20 protein-coding genes and 1 pseudogene are annotated in these 22,724 nt (G+C 61.7%); 12 read left to right on the forward strand and 9 right to left on the reverse strand.

Annotated elements, in window-relative coordinates; all coding sequences use genetic code 11:
• Positions 1 to 153 precede the first annotated feature (153 nt).
• Entirely contained in the window at positions 154 to 765 is a 612-nt protein-coding gene (locus tag FHT70_RS05125; protein WP_097597017.1) for a CDP-alcohol phosphatidyltransferase family protein, read from the reverse strand.
• Between the two features lie 202 nt (positions 766 to 967).
• On the opposite strand from FHT70_RS05125, the gene FHT70_RS05130 reads away from it, so the two are divergent.
• From FHT70_RS05130 to FHT70_RS05140, 3 genes are read left to right on the forward strand one after another with little or no spacing between them, the layout of a single operon-like run.
• Positions 968 to 2,752: a bifunctional alpha/beta hydrolase/class I SAM-dependent methyltransferase gene (locus FHT70_RS05130; RefSeq protein WP_183699361.1), complete on the forward strand. Its 1,785-nt coding sequence runs from the start codon at positions 968 to 970 to the stop codon at positions 2,750 to 2,752.
• Between the two features lie 53 nt (positions 2,753 to 2,805).
• Positions 2,806 to 4,092, forward strand: coding sequence for a phosphatase PAP2/dual specificity phosphatase family protein (locus tag FHT70_RS05135; RefSeq protein WP_183699363.1), 1,287 nt, complete (start codon positions 2,806 to 2,808; stop codon positions 4,090 to 4,092).
• A complete protein-coding gene (locus FHT70_RS05140; RefSeq protein ID WP_097597015.1) occupies positions 4,089 to 4,529 on the forward strand; it encodes a hypothetical protein in 441 nt (146 codons plus the stop codon). The genes FHT70_RS05135 and FHT70_RS05140 overlap by 4 nt, the downstream gene beginning before the upstream one ends.
• Before the next feature lie 69 nt (positions 4,530 to 4,598).
• Here the strand turns inward: FHT70_RS05140 and FHT70_RS05145 are convergent, their stop codons facing one another.
• The 3 genes from FHT70_RS05145 to FHT70_RS05155 all read right to left on the reverse strand — a co-directional run bounded on the left by FHT70_RS05145 (position 4,599) and on the right by FHT70_RS05155 (position 8,414).
• Positions 4,599 to 5,741, reverse strand: coding sequence for an alpha-hydroxy acid oxidase (locus FHT70_RS05145; RefSeq protein WP_183699364.1), 1,143 nt, complete (start codon positions 5,739 to 5,741; stop codon positions 4,599 to 4,601).
• Between the two features lie 124 nt (positions 5,742 to 5,865).
• Entirely contained in the window at positions 5,866 to 7,173 is a 1,308-nt protein-coding gene (guaD, locus tag FHT70_RS05150) for a guanine deaminase (protein ID WP_183699366.1), read from the reverse strand.
• Positions 7,170 to 8,414, reverse strand: a complete 1,245-nt coding sequence (locus tag FHT70_RS05155; RefSeq protein ID WP_183699368.1) for a urate hydroxylase PuuD — start codon at positions 8,412 to 8,414, stop codon at positions 7,170 to 7,172. Before FHT70_RS05155 ends, guaD begins: the two co-directional genes overlap by 4 nt.
• Before the next feature lie 352 nt (positions 8,415 to 8,766).
• On the opposite strand from FHT70_RS05155, the gene FHT70_RS05160 reads away from it, so the two are divergent.
• Entirely contained in the window at positions 8,767 to 9,099 is a 333-nt protein-coding gene (locus tag FHT70_RS05160; protein ID WP_085778989.1) for a hypothetical protein, read from the forward strand.
• A 54-nt stretch (positions 9,100 to 9,153) separates the two neighbouring features.
• On the opposite strand, the gene gcvA is transcribed toward FHT70_RS05160, so the two are convergent.
• Complete coding sequence (gene gcvA, locus FHT70_RS05165) at positions 9,154 to 10,050, reverse strand: transcriptional regulator GcvA (RefSeq protein WP_183699370.1); 897 nt, start codon at positions 10,048 to 10,050, stop codon at positions 9,154 to 9,156.
• 101 nt (positions 10,051 to 10,151) lie between these two features.
• On the opposite strand from gcvA, the gene FHT70_RS05170 reads away from it, so the two are divergent.
• The gene (locus FHT70_RS05170; protein ID WP_097597011.1) at positions 10,152 to 10,355 is read left to right on the forward strand and encodes a hypothetical protein; all 204 of its coding nucleotides are present in this window, start codon (positions 10,152 to 10,154) and stop codon (positions 10,353 to 10,355) included.
• Here the strand turns inward: FHT70_RS05170 and xdhC are convergent.
• The 4 genes from xdhC to FHT70_RS05190 form a co-directional block, all read right to left on the reverse strand.
• A complete protein-coding gene (xdhC, locus tag FHT70_RS05175; protein ID WP_183699372.1) occupies positions 10,331 to 11,146 on the reverse strand; it encodes a xanthine dehydrogenase accessory protein XdhC in 816 nt (271 codons plus the stop codon). The genes FHT70_RS05170 and xdhC overlap by 25 nt on opposite strands.
• 79 nt (positions 11,147 to 11,225) lie before the next feature.
• Positions 11,226 to 13,565 (reverse strand): xanthine dehydrogenase molybdopterin binding subunit, encoded by a 2,340-nt coding sequence (gene xdhB / locus FHT70_RS05180; protein ID WP_183699374.1) that lies wholly within the window; start codon positions 13,563 to 13,565, stop codon positions 11,226 to 11,228.
• Between the two features lie 196 nt (positions 13,566 to 13,761).
• On the reverse strand, positions 13,762 to 15,225 hold the full coding sequence (gene xdhA / locus FHT70_RS05185) for a xanthine dehydrogenase small subunit (RefSeq protein WP_183699376.1): 1,464 nt from the start codon (positions 15,223 to 15,225) through the stop codon (positions 13,762 to 13,764).
• Between the two features lie 26 nt (positions 15,226 to 15,251).
• On the reverse strand, positions 15,252 to 16,028 hold the full coding sequence (locus FHT70_RS05190; protein WP_097597008.1) for a 3-hydroxybutyrate dehydrogenase: 777 nt from the start codon (positions 16,026 to 16,028) through the stop codon (positions 15,252 to 15,254).
• Positions 16,029 to 16,183: 155 nt separating this feature from the next.
• Here FHT70_RS05190 and glpK point away from each other — a divergent pair, with 155 nt between their 5' ends.
• The 7 genes and pseudogenes from glpK (at position 16,184) to map (ending at position 22,583) form a co-directional block, all read left to right on the forward strand.
• A complete protein-coding gene (gene glpK, locus FHT70_RS05195) occupies positions 16,184 to 17,677 on the forward strand; it encodes a glycerol kinase GlpK (protein ID WP_097597007.1) in 1,494 nt (497 codons plus the stop codon).
• 110 nt (positions 17,678 to 17,787) lie between these two features.
• On the forward strand, positions 17,788 to 18,162 hold the full coding sequence (locus tag FHT70_RS05200; protein WP_008530596.1) for a YciI family protein: 375 nt from the start codon (positions 17,788 to 17,790) through the stop codon (positions 18,160 to 18,162).
• Positions 18,159 to 19,418 (forward strand): RNA polymerase sigma factor, encoded by a 1,260-nt coding sequence (locus FHT70_RS05205; RefSeq protein WP_183699378.1) that lies wholly within the window; start codon positions 18,159 to 18,161, stop codon positions 19,416 to 19,418. Before FHT70_RS05200 ends, FHT70_RS05205 begins: the two co-directional genes overlap by 4 nt.
• Positions 19,419 to 19,508: 90 nt before the next feature.
• Complete coding sequence (locus FHT70_RS05210; RefSeq protein ID WP_183699380.1) at positions 19,509 to 19,976, forward strand: SRPBCC family protein; 468 nt, start codon at positions 19,509 to 19,511, stop codon at positions 19,974 to 19,976.
• Between the two features lie 177 nt (positions 19,977 to 20,153).
• Positions 20,154 to 20,439: pseudogene (locus tag FHT70_RS05215) on the forward strand (GIY-YIG nuclease family protein); the annotation flags it as partial.
• A gap of 242 nt (positions 20,440 to 20,681) precedes the next feature.
• Positions 20,682 to 21,743 (forward strand): LLM class flavin-dependent oxidoreductase, encoded by a 1,062-nt coding sequence (locus FHT70_RS05220; protein ID WP_183699382.1) that lies wholly within the window; start codon positions 20,682 to 20,684, stop codon positions 21,741 to 21,743.
• Positions 21,744 to 21,824: 81 nt separating this feature from the next.
• Positions 21,825 to 22,583, forward strand: coding sequence for a type I methionyl aminopeptidase (gene map, locus FHT70_RS05225; protein WP_183699384.1), 759 nt, complete (start codon positions 21,825 to 21,827; stop codon positions 22,581 to 22,583).
• Positions 22,584 to 22,724 lie beyond the last annotated feature (141 nt).

Consider the following 22,724-nt stretch of genomic DNA (forward strand, 5'->3'; position numbering starts at 1 on the left):
CGGAAAAAAATAGAGGCTGTATTTAATAGGTCGTTAGGCGGAGAGTGGCTTGGAAGAAGCGCCAACCAAGCAACTCGTAAGAAGCAGCGTTCAACACTAGTTTCGAAATACACTGCCAGTGAAAGAACGGGCGGCCGATCGGCTCCGCGCTTTCTATCGGGTGGCCGTTTGCGACTCCCGAATACCGGCGCTGATACGGTTGATGGTGGTCCATACGAGAAGCAGGGCCACCACGGCCCAAAGCCATGAGGTCCATGCGGCAAACGTGCCGCCAACGGCGACAAAGATGCCGAGCGCGCCGAAAAGCACCGCACGGTCGCTCTTGCCCAGCGGCCCGTCATAACGCCGGCTTGCCCCAACCGTTTGACCCAGGACGCCGGCAAATTCCGTCAGTGCCGAGAGGAATATGACAGCCATGACCGGCATCAGATCGTTCGGATCGATGAGCGCAAACGGGAAATAAAGGGCGGCATCCGACACGACGTCACCGATCTCGTTGAGATAGGCGCCCAAAATGCTCTTTTGCCCATGTTCGCGCGCGAGCATGCCGTCAATGGCATTGAGGCCCATGCGCAGTAGAAACCATGCAGGCACCAACACGAACCAATGCGGAAGCGGGGCGACGCTGAGGAAAAGCCCAAGTGCAACCGAGACGGCGGCAGCAACAGAAGTCACCTGATTGGCGGTAACACCTCGTGTCGCAAGCGAGCGCACCAGGGGGCGAAGAATATTCTGAAACCGGGACTTCAATTGATAAACAGACATGGTACCTCAGTGGAATTTCGCGGCATTTGAACAGTCTATCCCGGCTGGGTCCGTGCGGATCATCGTAGCTGTGGGAAAGCCCGCACTTCAAATCGGCTCACCCAAAGGACTTATCATTTGCAGCTAGACTTTTGCAATGAAAGCAACTCACTGTTGCCGGCAATAGATGCAACCTATCCACTGATCAGAATTGGAGACGACCGTGCTGCAGACTACCGACAGCGAGCAACCGTCCTCGACGACCAGACCCATGCATGAATCCGAATTCGCATCGCATGACGGGACTCGACTGTTTTATCGGACGTGGCCTGCGACCGGTGCTTCACCGAAGGGCGCCATCATTCTTCTCCATCGCGGCCACGAGCATAGCGGCCGCGTCGCTCATCTCGCCACCGAGCTCGGCCTCGATGATTTTGCCTTCTACGCCTGGGACGCGCGCGGTCACGGACGTTCGCCGGGAGAGCGCGGTTATTCGCCATCCTTCGCTGCCTCGGCGCGTGATCTCGATTGCTTCGTCCGCCATGTCAGCGAGACCAGCGGTACTGCGGTCGAAGACATCGCCGTCATTGCGCAGAGCGTCGGCGCCGTCCTTGCCGCCACCTGGGTGCACGACTATGCGCCGCCGATCCGCGCGCTGGTGCTGGCCTCACCGGCTTTCAGCGTCAAGCTCTATGTGCCTTTCGCCAAGGAAGGCATTGCGCTCTGGGAAAAGTTCAAGGGGACATTCTTCGTCAATTCTTACGTCAAGGCGAAGTTTCTGACGCATGATCCCGAGCGTATTGCCTCTTTTGAATCCGATCCATTGATCACGCGGCCGATTGCCTCCAACATTCTGCTGCAGCTCTACGAGGCGGCGGCCCGCGTAGTCGACGACGCCCGCGCCATCACCGTTCCGACCCAGTTGCTGATCTCCGGCAGCGACTGGGTGGTACGACACACGCCGCAGCACCGGTTTTACGAAAACCTCGGCAGCCGCATCAAGGAACGGCACGTGTTTGCCGGCTTCTACCACGACACGCTCGGCGAAAAGGATCGCGCGATTGCGCTGGCCGAAATCCGTCGTTTTATCGATGCGCGTTTCGCTGAGCCCCGGGCGCCTGCCGACCTGCGCACCGCCCATGTCCAGGGCTATACCAAGGACGAAGCCGACCGGCTCGCGAGCCCGTTGGATGCAACATCCGCACGCGGCATGTACTGGGCGCTCAGCCGCCTCAACATCAGGATCGGCGCGCTGCTGTCCGAAGGCATAAGGACCGGCGTCAAGACGGGTTTCGATTCCGGCTCGACGCTCGATTACGTCTACGAAAACAAGCCGCGCGGGCTCGGTCCCGGCGGGCGGTTGATCGACCGGGTGTTCCTCGAGGCGGTCGGCTGGCGCGGCATCAGGCAACGCAAGCTGCATTTGCAGGAACTGATCGACCACGGGCTGCAGCGCCTGAAAGCCGCCGGCCGCAGCACTCATATGCTCGACATAGCGGCCGGGCACGGGCGATATGTCCTTGATGCTATCGAGACCGCTGCAGTGCGTCCCGATAGCGTGCGGCTGCAGGATTATTCCCTCATCAACGTCGAGGCCGGCCGCAACAGCATCGCCGCGCGCGGCCTCAGTGATTTTGTGAGCTTCCGCCAGCAGGATGCCTTTGACGGCGGGGGGCTGGCCGCAATCACGCCGGCTCCGGACCTCGCGATCGTCTCCGGCCTGTATGAGCTGTTTTCCGACAATCAGATGATCGCCGCTTCGCTCGAGGGGGTCGCCAGCGCGATGGAGCCCGGCGGTCTGCTCGTCTACACCAACCAGCCATGGCATCCACAGCTGGAGATGATTGCCCGCGCGCTCACCTCTCATCGCGGCGGTCAGGCATGGGTGATGCGGCGGCGCACGCAAGAGGAAATGGACCAGCTGGTCACCGCAGCCGGTTTCCGCAAGATCGAACAGCGCATCGACCAGTGGGGCATTTTCACCGTCTCGCTGGCGGAGAGAGTTTGAGGGCAACGCCGTTGGGGCAGGCACATTCTCCTCTTTCCCGAACAGCGCCGGTTATGAAGCGGGCGGCGTTCTGGCTCGCCTTCCTGGCGCCGTTCTTCTATCTGACCTATGGCGGCGCCAACTGGCTGGCGTCGCAACGCGCTGATGTGTCGAACATTGCCTTCGCATGGGAAAGCGCCATTCCGTTCTTGGGATGGACGATCATTCCATATTGGTCGATCAATCTGTTCTACGGGCTCTGCCTGTTCATCAACACGACGCCGCGCGATGTGGATATGCTGGCGAGGCGTTATCTGACGATCCAGTTAATCGCAGTCGCCTGTTTTATCGCGTTTCCGCTCGAAGCAATCTTCGTGCGGCCGGCCACGAGCGGCCTGCCCGGTTTCATGTTTGCTGTCCTCGGTGGCTTCGACAAGCCGTTCAACCAGGCGCCGTCGCTGCATATCGCGCTGCTGGTGGTGATCTGGGACCATCTGCGCAGCCGGCTGCCGCGCAGGGCCCGGCTTCTCTGGCACTGCTGGTGCTTCCTCATCGGCGCCTCCGTGCTGACGACGTGGCAGCATCACGTCATGGACATACCGACCGGCGTGCTGCTCGGTCTGTTTGCCGCCTGGCTTTTCCCACGCGATGCCGGTTCGCCTCTTGCCAATTTTGCGTTGAGCGACGATCCGAAGTCGCGCCGTCTCGGCATCTATTATCTGTGCGGTGCTCTCGCATTTCTCGGCCTTGCAGCGCTCTTTACTCCTCTGTCGGCCGCAGCGCTTCTGTTGCTCTGGCCGGCGGTTGCGCTGGCGATCGTCGCAGCCGGATATCTCGGCGCCGGCCCGCAGATATTCCTGAAACGCGCCGATGGCCGGGCCGCGCTTGCCAGCCGCTGGCTACTGGCGCCCTACCGGCTCGGCGCTGTCATCAACGTTTGGCTCTGGACACGCAAAATGCCGGCATCCGTGATGATCATTGACGGTGTCCATCTCGGCCGCTTTCCGCGCCGCCACGAGGCCGACCATTTCGCCACGGTGATCGACATCACCGGCGAGTTTCAGCGCCCAAGCGGGACATCAAGGCGCTGGTGCAGTTTTCCCACCCTCGATCTGACAGGCCTCGACGAGATCCAGACGCGAGCCGCGGCGAACCTCATCGAGATTGCGCGCCACCAGGGACCGGTCCTCGTCTGCTGTGCGCTCGGTTTCCAGCGGAGCGCCGGCGTCATCGTGCGATGGCTGCTCATCAGCCGACGTTGCGAAACTCCAGCAGAAGCGCTGCGGCTGATCGAAAGGGCGGGGCGGCGTGTTCATCTGCCCGAGGAAAGCATCCATGCCGTGACGGAGGGCTTGCAATGACGCAATGGAATGCCAAGGCCTCGGCTGCTGCGCGAAATCTCGGCCGCAATTCGATCGTCTGCGGGCTGACAGCGCTGTTGCCGCTGATTATCGGCCCGATCACTCAGGGATATCGAGGTTTCGCTCCAGCATTCGGCTGGCTGTTGACGCTCGTCTTCTGCGGGATCGTCCTTGCGCTGGCGATCCATCTCCTTTTCGATGCGCTGTTGTTTCGCCTCGCGTCGAGCCATGAGACAGAGGCCGCCGGTCTTGCCGCCGTCGACGACCTGCTCTCCCGGATGCAGCTTCGCAAGCCTGACGGGACACCGCCCGGCCTCGAGAGGCGGATTGCCGGATCGCGCCGCATCGTTTGGCGGCAGCGTTTGGCGCTCGCCATCTGTCTCGTGATTTTTGCGATCCTGCTGTTCACCGCGGGTGACGGCCGGCCGCTGTGCTGAATCGCATGCCGTTGCGCAGGTCGAAGATCTTGCCGACCCATCGGGGCGTTCAGCAAATGCCGACTTCTCTCAGCCGCGCCCCGATATGATCGACGCATCCACGTCGTTGATGTCGCGCTTGCCGCAGAGGGCCATCGTGATGTCCATCTCCTTGCGGATGATGTCGAGCGCCAGCGTGACGCCTTCCTTGCCCATGGCGCCAAGCCCGTAGAGGAAGGGGCGGCCGATATAGGTGCCCTTCGCGCCGAGCGCCACGGCCTTCAGCACATCCTGGCCGGAGCGGATGCCGCCGTCGAGGTGGACTTCGATGCGGTCGCCGACGGCGTCGACGATCGCAGGCAGCATGCTGATCGAGGAGGGGGCGCCGTCGAGCTGACGGCCGCCATGATTGGAAACGATGATCGCATCGGCGCCGGTATCGGCGGCGGCCTTCGCGTCTTCGGGATCGAGGATGCCTTTGATGATCAGCGGGCCGCCCCATTGCTCCTTGATCCAGGCGATATCAGCCCAGGACAGCCGTGGATCGAATTGCTCGTGCGCAAACTTGGGCACGGAGGCAACGTTGGCGACGTTCTTGGCATGGCCGACGATATTGCCGAAGTACCGGCGCTTCGTCTGCAGCATATCAAGGCACCAGAGGGGCCGGGTTGCCATCTGCCAGATATGTTTCGCGGTCAGTTTCGGTGGGGCGGAGAGACCGTTGCGCAGGTCCTTATGGCGCTGGCCGAGGATCTGCAGGTCGGCGGTCAGCACCAGCGCGGAGCATTTCGCCGCCTTGGCGCGACGGATGAGGTCGAGGACGAAATCCTTATCTTTCATCACATAAAGCTGGAACCAGAAAGGACGCGTCGTCACCGAGGCGACGTCCTCGATCGAGCAGATGCTCATCGTCGACAGGGTAAAGGGAACGCCGAATTCTTCCGCTGCCCGCGCCGCCAGCATCTCGCCGTCGGCATGCTGCATCCCGGTCATGCCGGTCGGTGCGAGCGCTACCGGCATCGATACTTTCTGGCCGATCATCGTCGTTTCGAGCGTGCGGTCGCTCATGTCGACCAGCACGCGCTGGCGCAGCTTGATCTGACCGAAATCGCTTTCATTCGCCCGATAGGTGGATTCCGTCCAGGCGCCTGAATCCGCATAGTCGAAAAACATTTTCGGCACGCGGCGCTGCGCGAGTTTTTTCAGATCGTCGATGGTGAGCGGAGTTGCCATGAATCGAACCTTCTACAGGTTTAAATGCGACCATCGCCCATAACATGAATCCCAAAAGAAGGGTTACGGGAAACGTCCGCCTCAGACGGTCTTCACTGTACCTCGTTGGGGGGAACCGATATCGTCAAAGCCCTGTTTTCAAGGCAATGCCGGAAACGTAGGTCTCGGCGATCGCTCTGTCGTCGCCCATCGTCTGAAGCAGGAAGAGTTCCTCGGGCAGGGTCTTTACCGTTTCCATCTTCAGCGCCATGGCCGGGGTCGCGGCCGCGTCGAGGACGACGAGGTCCGCTTCGGTGCCGGGGTCCAGCGTGCCGATCCGGTCGGCGAGCGACAGCGCCTCGGCATTGCCGCGCGTCATCAGGTAATAGCTTTCCAGCGGGTTCAGCCGCTCGCCGAGCAGCTGCTGGATCTTGTAGGCCTCGTCCATTGTTTTCAGCATCGAATAGCTGGAGCCGCCGCCGATATCGGTTGCGACACCGATGCGGACCGGGTTTTGGCGCCGCGTCAGCGCCTTCAGCGGAAAGAGACCGGAGCCGAGGAAGAGGTTTGAGGTCGGGCAATGGACGGCGACGGCGCCGGCGTCGCTCATGACATCGGCCTCGCGTTCCGACAGGTGGATGGCGTGGCCGAAGAGACTCTTCGGCCCGAGCAGACCGTAGCGGGCGTAAATGTCGGTATAGTCGATCGCCTCGGGATAGAGCTCGCAGGTGAATTTAATCTCGTCGTGGTTTTCCGAAAGATGCGTCTGGATGTGAAGATCGGGAAATTCGCGGGCGAGCGCCGACGTAGCCTCCATCTGCGCCGGCGTCGACGTGATGGCGAAGCGCGGGGTGATGGCGACGTGGTTGCGGCCCTTGCCGTGCCAGTCCGCTATCACCTGGCGGGTCTCGTCATAACCCATCTCAGGCGTGTCGAGCAGGCCCTGGGGGGCGTTGCGGTCCATCATCACCTTGCCGCCGACCATGCGCATATTGCGCTTCATCGCCTCGGCGAAGAAGGCGTCGGCCGAGGTCTTGTGCACGGAGCAATAGGCGACCGCCGTCGTCGTGCCGTGGCGGATCAGCTCGTCGTAGAAATGTGTGGCGATCCTTTGCGCATGCGCACTTTCGACGAAGCGGCATTCCTCGGGGAAAGTGTAGGTATTCAGCCATTCGAGCAGGTTGGCTGCATAGGAGGCGATCACCTGCATCTGCGGAAAATGCAGATGCATGTCGATGAAGCCGGGCAGGATCAGATGCGGACGATGGTCGATCTCGGCCACACCAGCGGCTGCCTTTGCCTTGATGTCGGTATAGGAGCCGACTGCGGCGATCAGCCCGTCCTCGATCAGCAGGCCACCGTCTTCCTCGTAGAGATAACTCTGGCTGTCGGCGAGACTCAGCGGCGCGCGATGGAAAGAGAGGAGGCGGCCGCGGAGAAGTGTCGTCGTCATTGTTTCTTGCCTTCGACTGCGCTTTCGAACCAGGCGACGAGCAGCCTGCGTTCGTCCGGGGTAATATCGGTAACGTTGCCGGGCGGCATGGCATGGCTGCGGCCTGCCTGTATATAGATTTCTCGGGCATGGGTGGCAATTTCCTCGTCGTTTTCGAGCATCACGCCTTTCGGCGGCCGCACGACGCCTTCATAGGCGGGCTCGGCCGCATGGCACATGGAACAGCGTGTCGAGACCAATTGCTTGACGGCCGGAAAATGCGGATCTCCGGCGAATTTCTGGAAGGCCGGCGCCACTGCCGTCGCATGCGCATCTGTCTCGCCGGTCAGCAGCTTTGGCGCCGTCGAAAGCCACATGATCAGGATGAAGAGGATGACGGTAACGATCCAGGTCCAGGTTGGGCGGCCTTTCCTCGCATGGGTGGTGTTGAACCAGTGGCGGATGGTGACGCCCATCAGGAAGACCAGCGCCGCAATCACCCAGTTGAACGCCGTGCCGAAGGCCAGCGGATAATGGTTCGACAGCATGAAGAAGATGACGGGCAGCGTCAGGTAGTTGTTGTGGAGCGAGCGCTGCTTGGCGATCTGCCCGTATTTCGGATCGGGCGTGCGCCCGGCGATGAGGTCGGCAACGACGATCTTCTGGTTCGGGATGATGATCATGAAGACATTCGCCGACATGATCGTCGCGGTAAAGGCGCCGAGATGCAGGAAGGCGGCGCGCCCCGTGAAGAGCTGCGTATAACCCCAGGCCATGAAGACCAGCACCACATAGAGCACTGCCATCAGCCCCCAGGTGTTGCGGCCAAGCGGGGATTTGCACAGCAGGTCATAGACGATCCAGCCGAAGGCCAGCGACGCCAACGAGATCAGGATCGCGACGGGCGGACTAATATCGAGGACGTGGCGATCGATGAGAAACAGGTCGGCCCCGCCGTAATAGACGATGCAGAGCATGAGGAAGCCGGAGATCCAGGTGAAATAGCTCTCATATTTGAACCATGTCAGGTGCTCCGGCATCTGAGCGGGCGCCATCAGATATTTCTGGATATGATAGAAGCCGCCGCCATGAACCTGCCATTCCTCGCCATAGGCGCCGGGCGGCAGATGCGGGCGTTTCACCAGTCCCAGATCGAGTGCGATGAAATAGAAGGATGATCCAATCCAGGCGATCGCGGTGACGACATGGAACCAGCGGGCCGCGAAGGCGAGCCATTCCCATGCTATGGCATATTCATACATCGAGTTCCCCTATCTTCCTCCGACTCGCGACATTGCGGAAATTTTGGCGGGGAGGAAAGAGGAGAATGATGAACCGCACAGGCCCTTCGCAAGGCGGCGGGCCGGGGCGGGGCGCTGGCAGTCGCCATTGGTTTCGCCTATGTCGGCGACCGCTGACGCATCGCCGATCTGTCGTCCCGTGCCTAAAAGCTGCCGAGAAGGCCATGCATTATGACTGTCTCATACTGGATTGGCAAAGATTTGCCGATCTTGAAACTATGATGAGCAGATACAGTTAGGTTTGCAGGCCGCCGGCATGAAATAAAAAGAAACGTTAGATATCGGCGGCGCATTCATCGACGGAGAGATGCCCATGCGCAGCATTCTGACGTGTGTGATGATGGCATACGCATCGTTGGCGACGGCTCACGACGCACCTTCGGGGTGGAGTTATGACCCCTATTGTTGCAATGGCGACAGTCATAATGGCGATTGCCAGATGATTCCGTCGAAAAGCGTGGCGGTGACACCAAACGGATATCGTGTGACGCTGATGCCGGGCGACCACCGGCTGGTCACGCATGCTCACGTCTTTCTGCTGCCGATGACGAAGGCAATGCAGTCCGGCGATGGTGATTATCACCTCTGTCTGTTTCCCAACGAGAACACGCCGCGCTGCTTCTATGCGCCGGAAATGGGGTTTTGAAGCCGAACCTAGCAAGGCCTGTTCAGCCTGATTGGACCTGATCTGTTTGCCGGATCAGTTTCCGGCGGCTTTCATCTCATCCAGGATCCAGTTGCGGAAGGCCTTGATCTTCGGCACGTTGCGGCGATTTTCGGGATAGGCGAGCCAGTAGGCCTTGCCGTCGCTGCGGGTCAGGTCGAAAGGCTGATAGAGCCGGCCGAGCGCGATCTCCGCCTCATAGAAGGCGGGGTGGAGGATGGCGACGCCGTGACCGGCGATCGCCGCGTCGGCTTCCATCGCCTGAGAGCCCAACTGGTTGCGCGGGCGCCGATCGAGATCCGTATCGGTAACGCCGGCAGCTTCGAACCATTGCTTCCACCAGATGTCGCCGGCGTCGAAGAGGTCGAATTTCAGGAGATCGCGCGGCTCCTTAATGCCGCCTGCCGATTCCGCCAGCTTCGGGCTCAGCATCGGCGTGAACTCCAGGCCCATCAACCGGTGCAGCGCGAGCCCCGGCCAGTTGCCGTCGCCCCAGCGGATGCCGACGTCGATCTGTTCGCGGGCGAAGTCGATGATGTCGGAGGTCGCCTGAAACCGCACCGCGATCGCCGGATGCTTCAAATGGAAGGAGCCGAGGCGGGGCGCCAGCCATTTCGAGGCGAAGGTATGGGTCGAGCTGATGGCGAGCGTGCCTTCGACGCTGTCGCGCGCCGTTGCCATCGCATCATGCAGCATGGCAAAGGCCTCGGTCACCTTCGGGGCCAGCCGCTCGCCGGTCTCCGTCAGCGCGATCTGGCGGGGGCGGCGCAGGAAGAGCGGCTCGCCGACATTCTCCTCCAGGAGCTTGATCTGATAGCTGACGGCCGTCTGCGTCATGCCGAGCTCATCACCTGCCCTGGTGAAGCTGCCGAGCCGGGCGGCGGCTTCGAAGACGCGCAGCGCATTCAGCGGAAATTGCTTCGACAGTTTCATGGATAAGTTCTCTTGATGCAGGCAGACGATCGTTCGATTGGAATAGCAGCATTTTTAGCGGCAAGCTGCAACTCATACCATCAATCTAATGAGGTGACGTCATGGATTGCCAAGCTATCGAAGAGAGCCGGCCGCAACGGAATAGCAGTGTTTTCCTGCGTCTTGCCAGTTGGCTGGCGGGAAGCGCCAATCGCTTCTGCCGTTTGCCGCGGCTCGACCTTTCCGCCACGCCAGACCGCGTCAAGCGCGACCTTGGTTTCCTCGACGGCCGCGATCCCTATTATGAAGACGAGCGCATGCGGTAGGCTGCGAGTGCCGTCAGGATTTCGGCGGCCGTCATCGCGGCGATCACTTCCGGGCGCTTATCCCTGACGGCCGAACCGCCGATCGGCAGCGTCAGCCGCTCTATCCAGGCGCGGTCGCCGCCGGCCTCACGGGAAAGCCAGCTTGCGAAGGTGGCGCGTTTGGTCGCCGAGCCGATCATGCCGATATAGGCGAGGTCGGTTCTCTCAAGCGCCTCGCGGGCGATGAGGAAATCCAGCGCGTGGTCGTGGGTGAGGATGACGACCGCTCCGCCGGCGGAAATATCCTTCACCAACGCTTCCGGCATTGGCACGAGCCGGGTGTTGATTTCATCCGGAAGGTTAGCAAGCTCTTCCTGCCTCGTTTCGACGACCGTCACGGACAGCGGCAGCGGCGCAAGGGCCGACGCCAGCGCCCGGCCGACGTGGCCGGCGCCGAAGAGAAAGACCTCCGGCAGCCTGTCGATCTCGCCGGCAAGCCTTGCCTCGAGCTCATCCTTCAGCGCCTGCGTCAAGCGCCGAAACCGCAGTTGCGTGCGCCCGCCGCAACATTGGCCGATTTCGGGGCCGAGCGGGATGTCCATGGTAATCGCTCCGCCGGTTCCAGCCAGAATCTCACGCGCATTTGCAATTGCCATGAACTCGAACTGCCCGCCGCCGATCGTGCCCCAGAGGGCGTTCGCCGAAACGAGCATGAAAGCGCCGGCCTCGCGCGGGGTGGAGCCTTGCGTGCCGGTGATGTCGACGAGGATTGCGTCGGGGTGGGCGGTGAGGAAGGCAGCGAAGTTGGTCATGGGAGGACGGCCGATGAACAGGTGGGTGTGGCACCGCCCTGCCGGTTCTGCCCAAACACCAAATCAGCCGGACGCATTACTACACCCGCTTCATCCGCTCCACCGCCATCAGCACCCGTTCCGGCGTCGCCGGCGCATCGAGTCTCGGGCAGACCTTATAATCGGCGACGCTAGCGGCCGCCATCGACAGGGCTTCCAGCACCGAGATCGCCAGCATGAAGGGCGGTTCGCCGACGGCCTTGGAGCGGCCGATCGTCGCTTCGGCATTCTCCGACCATTCGGCAAGCCGCACGTTGAAGATCTTCGGGCGGTCGGAGGCGAGCGGGATCTTATAGGTCGACGGGGCATGGGTGCGCAGCCGGCCCTTATCGTCCCACCAAAGTTCTTCTGTCGTCAGCCAGCCCAGGCCCTGCACAAATCCGCCCTCGACTTGGCCCATGTCGATCGCCGGGTTCAGCGAACGGCCGACATCGTGGAGAATGTCGGTGCGGTCGATCAAATATTCGCCGGTCAGCGTATCGATCGAGACCTCGGTGCAGGCGGCGCCATAGGCGAAATAGTAGAAGGGGGTGCCGCGGCCGGCCTTGCGGTCCCAGTGGATCTTCGGCGTCTTGTAGAAGCCGGCGGCGGAAAGCTGGACACGGGCGAAATAGGCCTGCTTGATGAAATCTGGGAAGGGGATCTCGCTCTCGCCGACGCGCACGCGGTTCGGCAGGAAGACGATCTCGGAAGGCGCCACTTCCCATTTCTCGGCAGCGAAGGCTACCAGACGTTCCTTGATCTGGCGGGCGGCATCGAAGGCGGCCATGCCGTTCAGATCCGAGCCGGAAGAGGCGGCGGTGGCCGAGGTGTTCGGCACTTTCGCCGTTGTCGTCGCTGTGATCTTCACGCGGTCGATGTCGACCTGGAAACTGTCGGCCAGCACCTGCGCCACCTTGGTATAGAGGCCCTGGCCCATTTCGGTGCCGCCGTGGTTCAGGTGGATCGAGCCGTCCTGATAGATGTGGACGAGGGCGCCGGCCTGGTTGAAGGCGGTCATCGTAAAGGAGATGCCGAATTTGACCGGCGTCAGCGCGATGCCTTTTCTGATGTAGCGGCTGTCGCGGTTGAAGGCGATGATGGCGTTGCGCCGGGCCCGGTAGTCGGCCGTTTCCTCCAGCTCCTCGACGACGCGGGCGATGATGTTGTCCTCGACCTCTTGGTGGTAAGGCGTCAGCGTGCGCCCGGAGCCCGGCTGGCCGTAGAAATTTAGCTTGCGGATATCGAGCGGATCCTTGCCGAGGGCATAGGCGATCTCCTCGATAAAACGTTCGGCGCCGAGCATGCCCTGTGGCCCGCCGAACCCGCGGAAGGCGGTGTTGGAGACGGTGTGCGTCTTCAAGGGTTTCGACTGCAGATGCACATGCGGATAGAAATAGCTGGAATCGGCGTGGAATAGCGCTCTGTCGGTCACCGGGCCCGAAAGGTCGGAGGAAAAGCCGCAGCGGGCCGCATAAGTCGCATCGACGGCGTGGATACGACCTTCGGCGTCGAAGCCCACCTCGTAATCAACGAGGAAATCGTGGCGCTTGCCGGTGGCGCTCATATCTTCGTCACGATCCGGACGGAATTTGACGGCGCGGCCGAGCTTCTTGGCGGCGATCGCCGCGAGTGCGGCGAACTGGTTGCCTTGGGTTTCCTTGCCGCCGAAGCCGCCGCCCATGCGGCGCACGTTGACGGTAACGGCGTTAGACGGGATATCCAGCACATGGCCGACGATGTGCTGGATCTCGCTCGGATGCTGTGTCGAGGACCAGACGGTGACCTCGTCATCTTCGCCGGGGATCGCCACGGCGATATGGCCTTCGAGATAAAAATGCTCCTGGCCGCCGATGCGCATCTGGCCCTTTAGCCGCATCGCGGCGTTCGACATTTCCGTTTCCGGCTCGCCACGCTGCAGCGTCATCGGCGTGGTGACCAGCGGGCTGCCATTGGCAAGCGCGCCGTCGATATCGTGCCAGTGCGGCAGGTCACGATAGTCGATCTTGGCGAGCCGCGCGGCGCGGCGGCCGGCCTCGCGCGTCTCGGCGATGACCGCAAAGATCGGCTGGCCGTGGAACTGAACCAAAGTTTCGGCCAGCAGCGGTTCATCATGGCTGCCGTTGGAGCTGGTGTCGTTGACGCCGGGCACTTCCTTGCCGGTGAAGACCCAGACGACGCCGGGATAGGCGGCGACCGCGGAAAGATCGATGCTGAGGATTTCGGCATGTGCCCGGTCGGAGAGGCCGAGCGCGCCGTGCAGCAGGCCGGCGGGCTCGGGAATATCGTCGATGTAGTCGGCGGTTCCGGTGACGTGTTTGTGCGCGGAATCATGGCGCAGCGAGCCGTGCATGGGGCCTGAGATGACGACTTTAGGGTCCTCGAAGGTGGACTTGTCCATTAGATCAGTCCTCCGTGACCAGCCCTGTTCGCGCGGTGGCCCCTCATCCGGCTGCCGCCACCTTCTCCCCGTTCTGACGGAGAGAAGGGATATGCCGCACCGCCTCTTGCTCTCGCAAACATTGCGCGAGGCACGTCCCCTCTCCCCGCAAGCGGGGAGAGGGTTAGGGCGAGGGGCCAATTTGCGAAACAACCCATCACGCCACCTCCTCGAACCGCTTCAGTTCGGCCGGCGCCCCTACCGTTTCCAGATAGAACCGCGTCAACAAATTCTTCGCCGTCAGCTGGCGATATTCCGCCGTGGCGCGCCAGTCGGTGAGTGGCTGGAAATCGGCATCGAAGGCGGGGCGGGTCGCCTCGATCGTTGCTTCCGTCCAAGGTTTGCCGATCAGTTCTCCCTCCACCGTGCGAGCGCGTTTCGGCGTTGCAGCCATGCCACCGAAGGCGACACGGATGTCGGTGACCGTCTCGGCATCGTCAAGGGTCAGCAGGAAGGCGCCGAGCACGGCGGTGATGTCCTCGTCGCGGCGCTTGGTGATCTTGTAAGCCGCAAAGCGGCTGGCCTTGGGATAGGGCACGAAGACGCTTTCGACGAACTCGCCTGGCCTGCGGTCTTGTTTGCCATAGGCGATAAAGAAATCCTCGAGCGGCATTTTGCGCTGGCCTTCCACGGAGCGCAGCGTCAGCGTCGCACCGAGCGCGATCAGCGGCGGCGGGCTGTCGCCGATCGGCGAGCCGTTGGCGATGTTGCCGCCGATCGTGCCCATGTTGCGCACCTGCTCGCCACCGATGCGGTCGATCAGCCGTCCGAGCGCCGGGATCTTTTTCGCGATCGCCGCAAAGGCGCCGGTATAGCTGACGCCGGCGCCGATGGTGACACCGTCCTCGTTTTCCGTGACCGACTGCAATTCGCTCAAGTGATTGATGAAAACGACGGGGCTCAGCCGGCGCATCTGCTTGGTCACCCAGAGGCCGACATCGGTCGAGCCGGCGACCACGATCGCATCCGGTTCCTGCGAGAGAACTTCAGCCAGCGCCTGGACCGAAGCAGGTACGATCAACCGGTCTTCGCTCCTGGCAATGCGGATGGTGTCGCTCGCCTGCATGGCCCAGAGCCGCGCGATGATTTCCGAACGCGCGCGCTCCAGCGGATCGAACAGCGCGCTCGGCCGCATCAGGCTCACCTGCTCGGCGGCCTTGACGATCGGCTCATAGCCGGTGCAGCGACAGAGATTGCCTTGCAATGCCTTTTCGATTTCGCGGCGGCTTGGTTTTTCCTTCGTCAGCCATAACCCGTAGAGCGACATGACGAAGCCCGGGGTGCAGAAGCCGCATTGCGAACCGTGGCAATCGACCAGCGCCTGCTGCACCGGATGCAGCGCGCCATCCCGGCCGGCCAGGTGCTCGACCGTCACCACGTGCGTGGCGTGCAGCGAGCCGGTGAAACGGATGCAGGCATTGACGGATTCATAGGCAAGCTTGCCGTCGACGAGCCGGCCGACGAGCACGGTGCAGGCGCCGCAGTCGCCTTCCGCGCATCCCTCCTTGGTGCCGGTGAGGCGCCGCTGCAACCGCAGAAAATCGAGAAGCGTCTCGGTCGGTCCGACATCGGTGAGTTCGATGTCCTCGCCATTCAGGATGAAGCGAATGCTGTCGTTCATGGTATTCCCGGTTGTTTTTCCAATGGTTAAGCCGCCGTCCAGCCACCGTCAATCGAGATGTGGGTTCCCGTCACCTGGCGGGCGGCGTCACTGGCGAGGTAGAGCGACAGCGCGCCGATCTCCTCGGCCTTGACGAATTCACGCGTCGGCTGCGCCTTGAGGATGACTTCGCTTTTCACCTGCTCCTCGGTTATGCCGCGGGCCTTGGCGGTATCGGGTATCTGCTTTTCGACGAGCGGCGTCAGCACGTAGCCGGGGCAGATGGCGTTGACCGTCACGCCGAATTCGGCAAGTTCCAGCGCCGCTGTCTTCGTCAGGCCTAATATACCATGTTTTGCCGCCACATAGGCGGATTTGAAAGGCGAGGCGACGAGGCCGTGAGCCGAGGCGATGTTGATGATGCGGCCATGCTTCTTTGCCTTCATCAGCGGAATGGCGGCGCGCATGGTGTGAAAGGAGCTCGACAGGTTGATGGCGATGATCTGGTCCCATTTTTCGATCGGGAAATCCTCGATCTTCTCGACATGCTGAATGCCTGCATTGTTGACGAGGACATCGACGCTGCCGAAGGTTTTTGCGGCCGTTTCGATCAGGTCGGCGATCTCGGGGGGCTTGGTCATGTCGGCCGGATGATAGATCGCCCGGCCTTTCGATACCGATTCAAGTCGCTCGACGATCGCCTTGATTTCATCGGCATTTCCAAACCCGTTGATGACGACGTTGTCGCCGGTTTCGGCGAAGGCGGTGGCGATCGCAAGGCCGATGCCGCTGGTGGAACCGGTGACGACGACTGATCTGCTCATGCTGCTTCTCCCTGAATGCCGATGCTGCGTCGCAGCGTTAGCCGCGAGGTTATTCCCAAAGCCGGCTGGCTGGCAATTGCGCTTTATTCGCTTTTCTCGCCCGTATCCGTGTCCTATTGATTTGCTACGATAATCACACGTTTGAGGAGGATTTCATGGGTGGATATGTTCTGGCTATCGATCAGGGGACGACATCGACGCGGGCCATCGTCTTCGATGGCGACATGCAGGTCGCCGGAAAGGGCCAGAAAGAATTCACCCAGATTTATCCGCGCTCCGGCTGGGTCGAGCATGATCCTGAGGAGATCTGGGATTCAGTCATCTCCACCATTCATATGGCGCTGCGCGAAGCCAAGGTGACGGCGAAGGACATCGCCGCCCTTGGCATCACCAACCAGCGCGAGACAGTTGTCGTCTGGGAGCGGGAGACCGGCCGACCGATCCAGAATGCCATCGTCTGGCAGGACCGGCGCACGGCAAGCTATTGCGACAACCTGAAACGGCAGGATCTGGAACGGGTTTTCACAAAGAAGACCGGACTCATCCTTGATCCCTATTTCTCGGGCACGAAGCTCTCCTGGATGCTTGCCAATGTGAAGGGGGCGCGGACGCGTGCGGCCAGAGGCGATCTCTGCTTCGGTACGATCGACACCTTCCTGATCTGGCGGCTGACGGGCGGCAAGAGCTTCGTGACCGACGCCACCAACGCTTCGCGCACACTGATGTACAACATTGCCGAAAATGCATGGGACGAGGATCTGCTCGACATTCTGAGAGTGCCGGCCGCTATGCTGCCGGAGGTCAAGGACTGCGCTGCCGATTTCGGCACGGTCGATCCGGAGATTTTCGGCGCTGCTATCCCCATCCTCGGCGTCGCCGGTGATCAGCAGGCGGCGACTATCGGTCAGGCCTGCTTTGCGCCCGGCATGCTGAAATCGACCTACGGCACCGGCTGTTTCGCGCTGCTCAATACCGGCGCCGATATGGTGCGTTCGAAAAATCGGCTGCTGACAACAATTGCCTACCGCCTGAACGGCGAGACGACCTATGCGCTCGAAGGTTCGATCTTCATCGCGGGTGCTGCCGTGCAATGGCTGCGGGACGGGCTTCGCATCATCGATAGTGCTGCCGAGACCAATGCGCTTGCCGAAAAGGCCGATCCCACGCAGGAGGTCTATCTCGTCCCGGCCTTCACCGGGCTTGGAGCGCCATATTGGGATGCCCAGGCGCGCGGCGCGATTTTCGGGCTGACGCGCAACAGCGGCCCTGCGGAGCTTTCCCGGGCGGCGCTCGAAGCCGTCTGTTACCAGACCCGGGACCTGCTCGATGCCATGCAGAAGGACTGGAAGAATGGTGCTGAGGATACGGTGCTCCGCGTCGACGGCGGCATGGTCGCATCTGACTGGACGATGCAGCGCCTCGCCGACCTGCTCGACGCTCCTGTCGACCGCCCGGTGATCCTGGAGACCACCGCCTTGGGTGCGGCCTGGCTCGCCGGCAGCCGGGCGGGGGTGTGGCCGGATAGGGATGAGTTTTCGGCAACGTGGAAACGCGACCGGCGGTTCGAGCCCGACATGGACGAGAAGGTGCGGACGGCAAAGACCAAGGGCTGGAAGAATGCAGTCAGGCGGACATTGAGCGAAGGCTAGCCTTCGGTAAGAGCCGTGGTTCCTGCAATCGCCGCTGAGCTGGGTAATTTTTTGATGCGGCCTGTCGGGTAAGCGGTTACTCCTTCGTCATTCGGAAAGAGGAGTGACCGATGCTTTATGCAATCCTTTGTTACGCCCATGAGGAAACCGTCTTCGCCTGGAGCAAGGAGGAAGAGGCTGCCGTCATGGAGAAGCTTTACGCTGTGCAGGAGCCGCTTGCCAAAGCCGGCAAGCTGGGCCCCGTCGGCCGGCTCATGCCGACGACAGCGGCGACGACCGTGCGCAAGGGCAAGGACGAAGCTCTGGTGATTGACGGGCCGTTCGCGGAAACGAAAGAGGCGCTTCTCGGCTTTTACGTGGTTGACTTCGATACGCTCGACGAGGCGGTCGCCTTCTCGAAACAGCTATCCTCGGTCAATCCCGGCTCCACCTCTTACGAAATTCGGCCTTTCTACGTGTTCCGGCCGGGAGATGCTGCATCATGACCGACATTGCCTGGATCGACCTCGCGCTTGCCTCTGCCCGGCCGAAGGCGCTCGGCGCGCTGCTGCGCTATTTCCGCGATCTCGACACCGCGGAAGAAGCGTTCCAGGAGGCATGCCTGAGGGCGATCCGGACATGGCCGGAAAAGGGACCGCCGCGCGACCCGACGGCATGGCTCATTTTCGTCGGTCGCAACAGCGGTATCGATGCGGTGCGCAAACGCTCGAAGCTTCAGGCGCTGCCGGACGAGGACCTCATTTCCGATACCGAGGATGCCGAAAGCGACATTGTCGAGCGGCTGGATGATTCCAATTATCGCGACGATATCCTGCGGCTTCTCTTCATCTGCTGCCATCCCGATCTGCCGGCGACCCAGCAGATCGCGCTGGCGCTGCGCATCGTCTCCGGCCTTTCGGTGACGCAGATCGCGCGCGCATTCCTTGTCTCCGAAAGCGCCATGGAGCAGCGCATCACCCGGGCCAAGGCGCGTGTCGCGAAGGCCGGCGTGCCTTTCGAAACGCCGAGCCCCGAGGAGAGGGCCGAGCGTCTTTCGATCGTCAGCACGATGATCTATCTCATCTTCAACGAGGGCTACAGTCAGGCGGATCCCGAACATGAGGCGGCCGCCTTCAGCGACGAGGCGATCCGGCTGGGACGCCTGATGCTGCACATCTCTCCGTCGGAACCGGAGTTGATGGGGTTGCTTGCGCTCATGCTTCTGCAGATATCGCGCCGCCCGGCGCGCTTCAGCGCCGGAGGAGAGATCGTGCTGCTTGAGGATCAGGACCGCTCTCTCTGGAACCAGCTTTTCATCAATGAGGCCCTGGCGCTGCTCGACAAGGCGCTGCGCCACCGCCAACCTGGCCCCTACCAGCTTCAGGCTGCCATCGCCGCCATCCATTCCCGCGCGAAACGGGCCGAAGACACCGACTGGACGGAAATCGATCTGCTTTACCGCGCGCTGGAGCGTGTTCAGCCGTCGCCTGTCGTAACGCTCAATCGCGCGGTCGTCGTTTCCAAGCTGCACGGGCCGCAGGCAGCGCTGGATCTCATCGATCCGCTCGGCGAGAAGCTCGGGGGCTATTTCTATTATCACGGTCTGCGGGGCGGGCTGCTGAAGCAGCTTGGCTTGACCAGCCAAGCGCGCGAAGCCTTCGACCATGCCATCGCGCTTGCCCATTCGGCGGCGGAAGCCGCCCATATCCGCCGGCAGATCGACAAGATGCAGGAAGAGGCGGCGCAGCCGATTGCAAATTAATTTCGGCGTGCTGTCGGAACGGCGAAGTTTGACACGTCCTTGTAACAACCTGATACGAACCGGGTTTCACTCAAACGGAGAGATGTTGAAATGACCGCCAGCACGCAACATGAACTCGTCCTTGTTCGCGAATTCGACGCTTCGCGCGAGAAGATTTACAAAGCCTGGACCGATCCGGACCTGCTGAAGCAATGGTTCGTGCCGCGCCCCTGGGGTGTGGCGGAAGCAACGCTCGACGTGCGGCCCGGCGGCTCCAGCGCTGTCGTCATGCAGGATCCCGAGGGCAATCAGTATCCGAACCGCGGCGTCTATCTGGAGGTGGTCGAGAACGAGAAGATCGTCTTCACCGACGCCTATTGCAGCGCCTGGGTGCCGGCTGACAAGCCTTTCTTCACCGGCGTCATCCTGCTGGAAGACCTCGGCAACGGCAGGACGAAATATACGGCCAGGGCGCTGCACTGGCGCGCCGAGGACAAGGAAGCGCACGAGAAGATGGGCTTCCATGAGGGATGGGGCAAGGCCGCGGACCAGCTGGCGGAACTGCTGGCGACGATGTGATTGCTGGGGACGGCGAGGGGTAGGCCTCGCCTTCCCGACGCTTCAAGTGCGGCGTGAGGTTGCTTGGAAGATGATTCCGCTGGGGCTTAGAAGTCGTTGAATTCAGATTCGAATTGGGGATTCGGGCGTGTCGGTGTCTCTGTCGACGTGGGATCTATCCTGTGCCAATCTGCTGTTATGAAAGGGCACGTCTATATCCTCGCATCCGCACGCAACGGCACGCTCTATACCGGCGTGACGCGTGATCTTGCCGGCCGGCTATTCGAGCATCAGAATGAGCTGACGCCGGGTTTTACGTCGAAGTATGGTGTCAAGACGCCGGTGTGGTTCGAAGAACATGATCTGCTGACGACAGCGATCACGCGTGAAAAGACGATTAAGAAAATGGCCGCTGTGGAAGCTCGATCTGATCGAGCGGGAGAATCCCGAATGGGAGGACATTTCGTTTCATCTCGTGGGCCTGGAGGGGATGAGTCTCCTGTCGCGCGGACGACGACTGCTGGATTCCTGTGACAAGCACAGGAATCCAGCAGCGCCGTGTCTACGGCGCAAAGACTCTTTAAATCGTCCTGTCTTCACCGGTGGCCGTCGAGCCCATGCAAACTAACGCCTATCAAGATTCTCGAACGATCCGTTCCACAATTTGTGTTTGCGCTCCATCACCTCCATCCTTATCTCCGGATCGAGTTCAACAGGATGCCGATGATGGAACTGGGGCTTTACACATTCGCCGATGTCAATCCTAATCCCTCCCGCAGTAAGGGAGCTGAGGGGGCCGAGCGGCTGAAGCATTTGATCGAGGAGATCGAGCTTGCCGATCAAGTGGGGCTCGACGTCTTCGGACTCGGCGAACATCATCGGCCGGATTATGCGGTATCGGCCCCCGCCGTGGCGTTGGCGGCTGCGGCCGTCAAAACCAAAAACATCCGGCTGACCAGCGCCGTGACGGTGCTCTCCTCCGACGATCCGGTGCGGGTGTTCCAGCAGTTTTCGACACTTGATCTCATTTCCAACGGCCGTGCCGAGATCATGGCAGGGCGTGGCTCTTTCATCGAGTCCTTCCCGCTGTTCGGCTACAATCTCGAGGATTACGACCAGCTGTTCGAGGAGAAGCTCGATCTGCTGCTGGCGCTGCGCGGCGACGAGACTGTCGCGTGGAAGGGGGAGCTTCGCGCGGCGATCAACGGACGCGGTGTCTATCCGAGGCCGCTGCAGGATCCGCTGCCGCTGTGGATCGCGGTTGGCGGCACACCGCAGTCGGTGGCGCGCGCCGGCGCACTCGGACTGCCGGTGGCGCTCGCGATCATCGGCGGCGAGCCGCGCCGGTTTGCGCCGCTGTTCGATCTCTACCGCGAGGCGGCGCGCCGGGCGGGGCAGGATCAGGCGAAGCTGAAGACCAGCATCAATGTCCATGGCTTCATCGCCGACACGACCGAGAGAGCGGCTGACCAGTTCTACGGTCCGCAGGCCGAGGTAATGAACCGTATCGGCCGCGAGCGCGGCTGGGGACCGACGAGCCGTGCGCATTTCGATCTGTCGCGCGGGCCGAACGGCGCGCTCTTCGTCGGCGGTCCCGAAGCGGTTGCGGAAAAGATTGTCGCCCATCACGCGATATTCAAGAACGACCGCTTCCTGCTGCAGATGGCGATCGGCTTGATGCCGCATGATCAGATCATGCACGGCATCGAGCTCTACGGGACGAAAGTCGCGCCGATCGTCAGAAAGGCATTGACTGAAAGGGGCGAAGGGGCGAAAGCCACGGCTTGATTAGCGCAATTCCTCAGCGCGTCCTGCCGGACGCGTGCTCTAAGGCGGCCGCGGCCGTCGCGTGCAGGCCGGAAGAGACGAATGGTAATCGCAAACGACGATGAACTGACAAAGCTCAAAGAGATCGGCCGGATCTGCGCCAACGCCATCCAGGTGATGGCGGCGGCGATGGAGCCCGGCATGACGACGCTGGAGCTTGACCGGATCGGCCGCAAGGTGCTCGAGGATTCCGGCGCGCGCTCGGCGCCGGAGTTCTGCTACCAGTTTCCCGGCGCCACCTGCATCAGCGTCAACGAAGAAATCGCCCACGGCATTCCAGGTGCGCGTGTCATCCAAGCCGGCGACCTGATCAATATCGACGTCTCGGCGGAAAAGGACGGCTTCTTCGCCGATACCGGCGCTTCCTTTGCGATGCCGCCGGTCAAGCCGAAGATCGAACGCCTCTGCCGCGACGGCAAGCGGGCGCTCTGGGTGGGGCTCAATCAGGTGAAAGCGGGCGAACCTCTGGCAAAGATCGGCAGCGCCGTCGGCGCTTTCGCGCAGAAGAACCGCTATACGCTGGTCGCCAATCTGGCGAGCCACGGCGTCGGCCGCTCGTTGCACGAAGAGCCGGCCGAGCTCTCGACCTGGCCGGATTCGTCGGAAAAGCGAGTGATGACAGATGGCCTCGTCTTCACCGTCGAGCCGTTTCTTTCGCTCGGCGCAACCTGGGCCGAAGGTGGCGACGATGCGTGGACGCTTTATGCCGATCCGAAGGCGCCGACTGTGCAATTCGAGCACACCGTGGTGGCGACGCGCAACGGGCCGGTGATTTTGACCCTGCCGGATGGGCGGGTGTAGGGTTTCATCGTCAGCGCACCCGCCTCGTCCTTCGAGGCCCCTGCGGGCGCCTCAGCAACCGTGTTGTTGCGGTTCGCTCCATGGGGTTCGTCTTTTGATGATAGTGTTGATCATGACGATGAATTTCCGCATGGCGGCGAC

The sequence above is a fragment of the Rhizobium sp. BK049 genome, assembly GCF_014193135.1.
GTDB lineage: Bacteria > Pseudomonadota > Alphaproteobacteria > Rhizobiales > Rhizobiaceae > Rhizobium.

Bases quoted from the DNA above. Each gene is read 5' to 3' on its own strand.
- FHT70_RS05125 (WP_097597017.1), bottom strand. From the start codon at position 765: ATGTCTGTTTATCAATTGAAGTCCCGGTTTCAGAATATTCTTCGCCCC.
- FHT70_RS05135 (WP_183699363.1), top strand. From the start codon at position 2,806: ATGAAGCGGGCGGCGTTCTGGCTCGCCTTCCTGGCGCCGTTCTTCTAT.
- FHT70_RS05140 (WP_097597015.1), top strand. From the start codon at position 4,089: ATGACGCAATGGAATGCCAAGGCCTCGGCTGCTGCGCGAAATCTCGGC.
- FHT70_RS05145 (WP_183699364.1), bottom strand. From the start codon at position 5,741: ATGGCAACTCCGCTCACCATCGACGATCTGAAAAAACTCGCGCAGCGC.
- guaD (WP_183699366.1), bottom strand. From the start codon at position 7,173: ATGACGACGACACTTCTCCGCGGCCGCCTCCTCTCTTTCCATCGCGCG.
- FHT70_RS05155 (WP_183699368.1), bottom strand. From the start codon at position 8,414: ATGTATGAATATGCCATAGCATGGGAATGGCTCGCCTTCGCGGCCCGC.
- FHT70_RS05160 (WP_085778989.1), top strand. From the start codon at position 8,767: ATGCGCAGCATTCTGACGTGTGTGATGATGGCATACGCATCGTTGGCG.
- gcvA (WP_183699370.1), bottom strand. From the start codon at position 10,050: ATGAAACTGTCGAAGCAATTTCCGCTGAATGCGCTGCGCGTCTTCGAA.
- FHT70_RS05170 (WP_097597011.1), top strand. From the start codon at position 10,152: ATGGATTGCCAAGCTATCGAAGAGAGCCGGCCGCAACGGAATAGCAGT.
- xdhC (WP_183699372.1), bottom strand. From the start codon at position 11,146: ATGACCAACTTCGCTGCCTTCCTCACCGCCCACCCCGACGCAATCCTC.
- xdhB (WP_183699374.1), bottom strand. From the start codon at position 13,565: ATGGACAAGTCCACCTTCGAGGACCCTAAAGTCGTCATCTCAGGCCCC.
- xdhA (WP_183699376.1), bottom strand. From the start codon at position 15,225: ATGAACGACAGCATTCGCTTCATCCTGAATGGCGAGGACATCGAACTC.
- FHT70_RS05190 (WP_097597008.1), bottom strand. From the start codon at position 16,028: ATGAGCAGATCAGTCGTCGTCACCGGTTCCACCAGCGGCATCGGCCTT.
- glpK (WP_097597007.1), top strand. From the start codon at position 16,184: ATGGGTGGATATGTTCTGGCTATCGATCAGGGGACGACATCGACGCGG.
- FHT70_RS05200 (WP_008530596.1), top strand. From the start codon at position 17,788: ATGCTTTATGCAATCCTTTGTTACGCCCATGAGGAAACCGTCTTCGCC.
- FHT70_RS05205 (WP_183699378.1), top strand. From the start codon at position 18,159: ATGACCGACATTGCCTGGATCGACCTCGCGCTTGCCTCTGCCCGGCCG.
- FHT70_RS05210 (WP_183699380.1), top strand. From the start codon at position 19,509: ATGACCGCCAGCACGCAACATGAACTCGTCCTTGTTCGCGAATTCGAC.
- FHT70_RS05220 (WP_183699382.1), top strand. From the start codon at position 20,682: ATGGAACTGGGGCTTTACACATTCGCCGATGTCAATCCTAATCCCTCC.
- map (WP_183699384.1), top strand. From the start codon at position 21,825: ATGGTAATCGCAAACGACGATGAACTGACAAAGCTCAAAGAGATCGGC.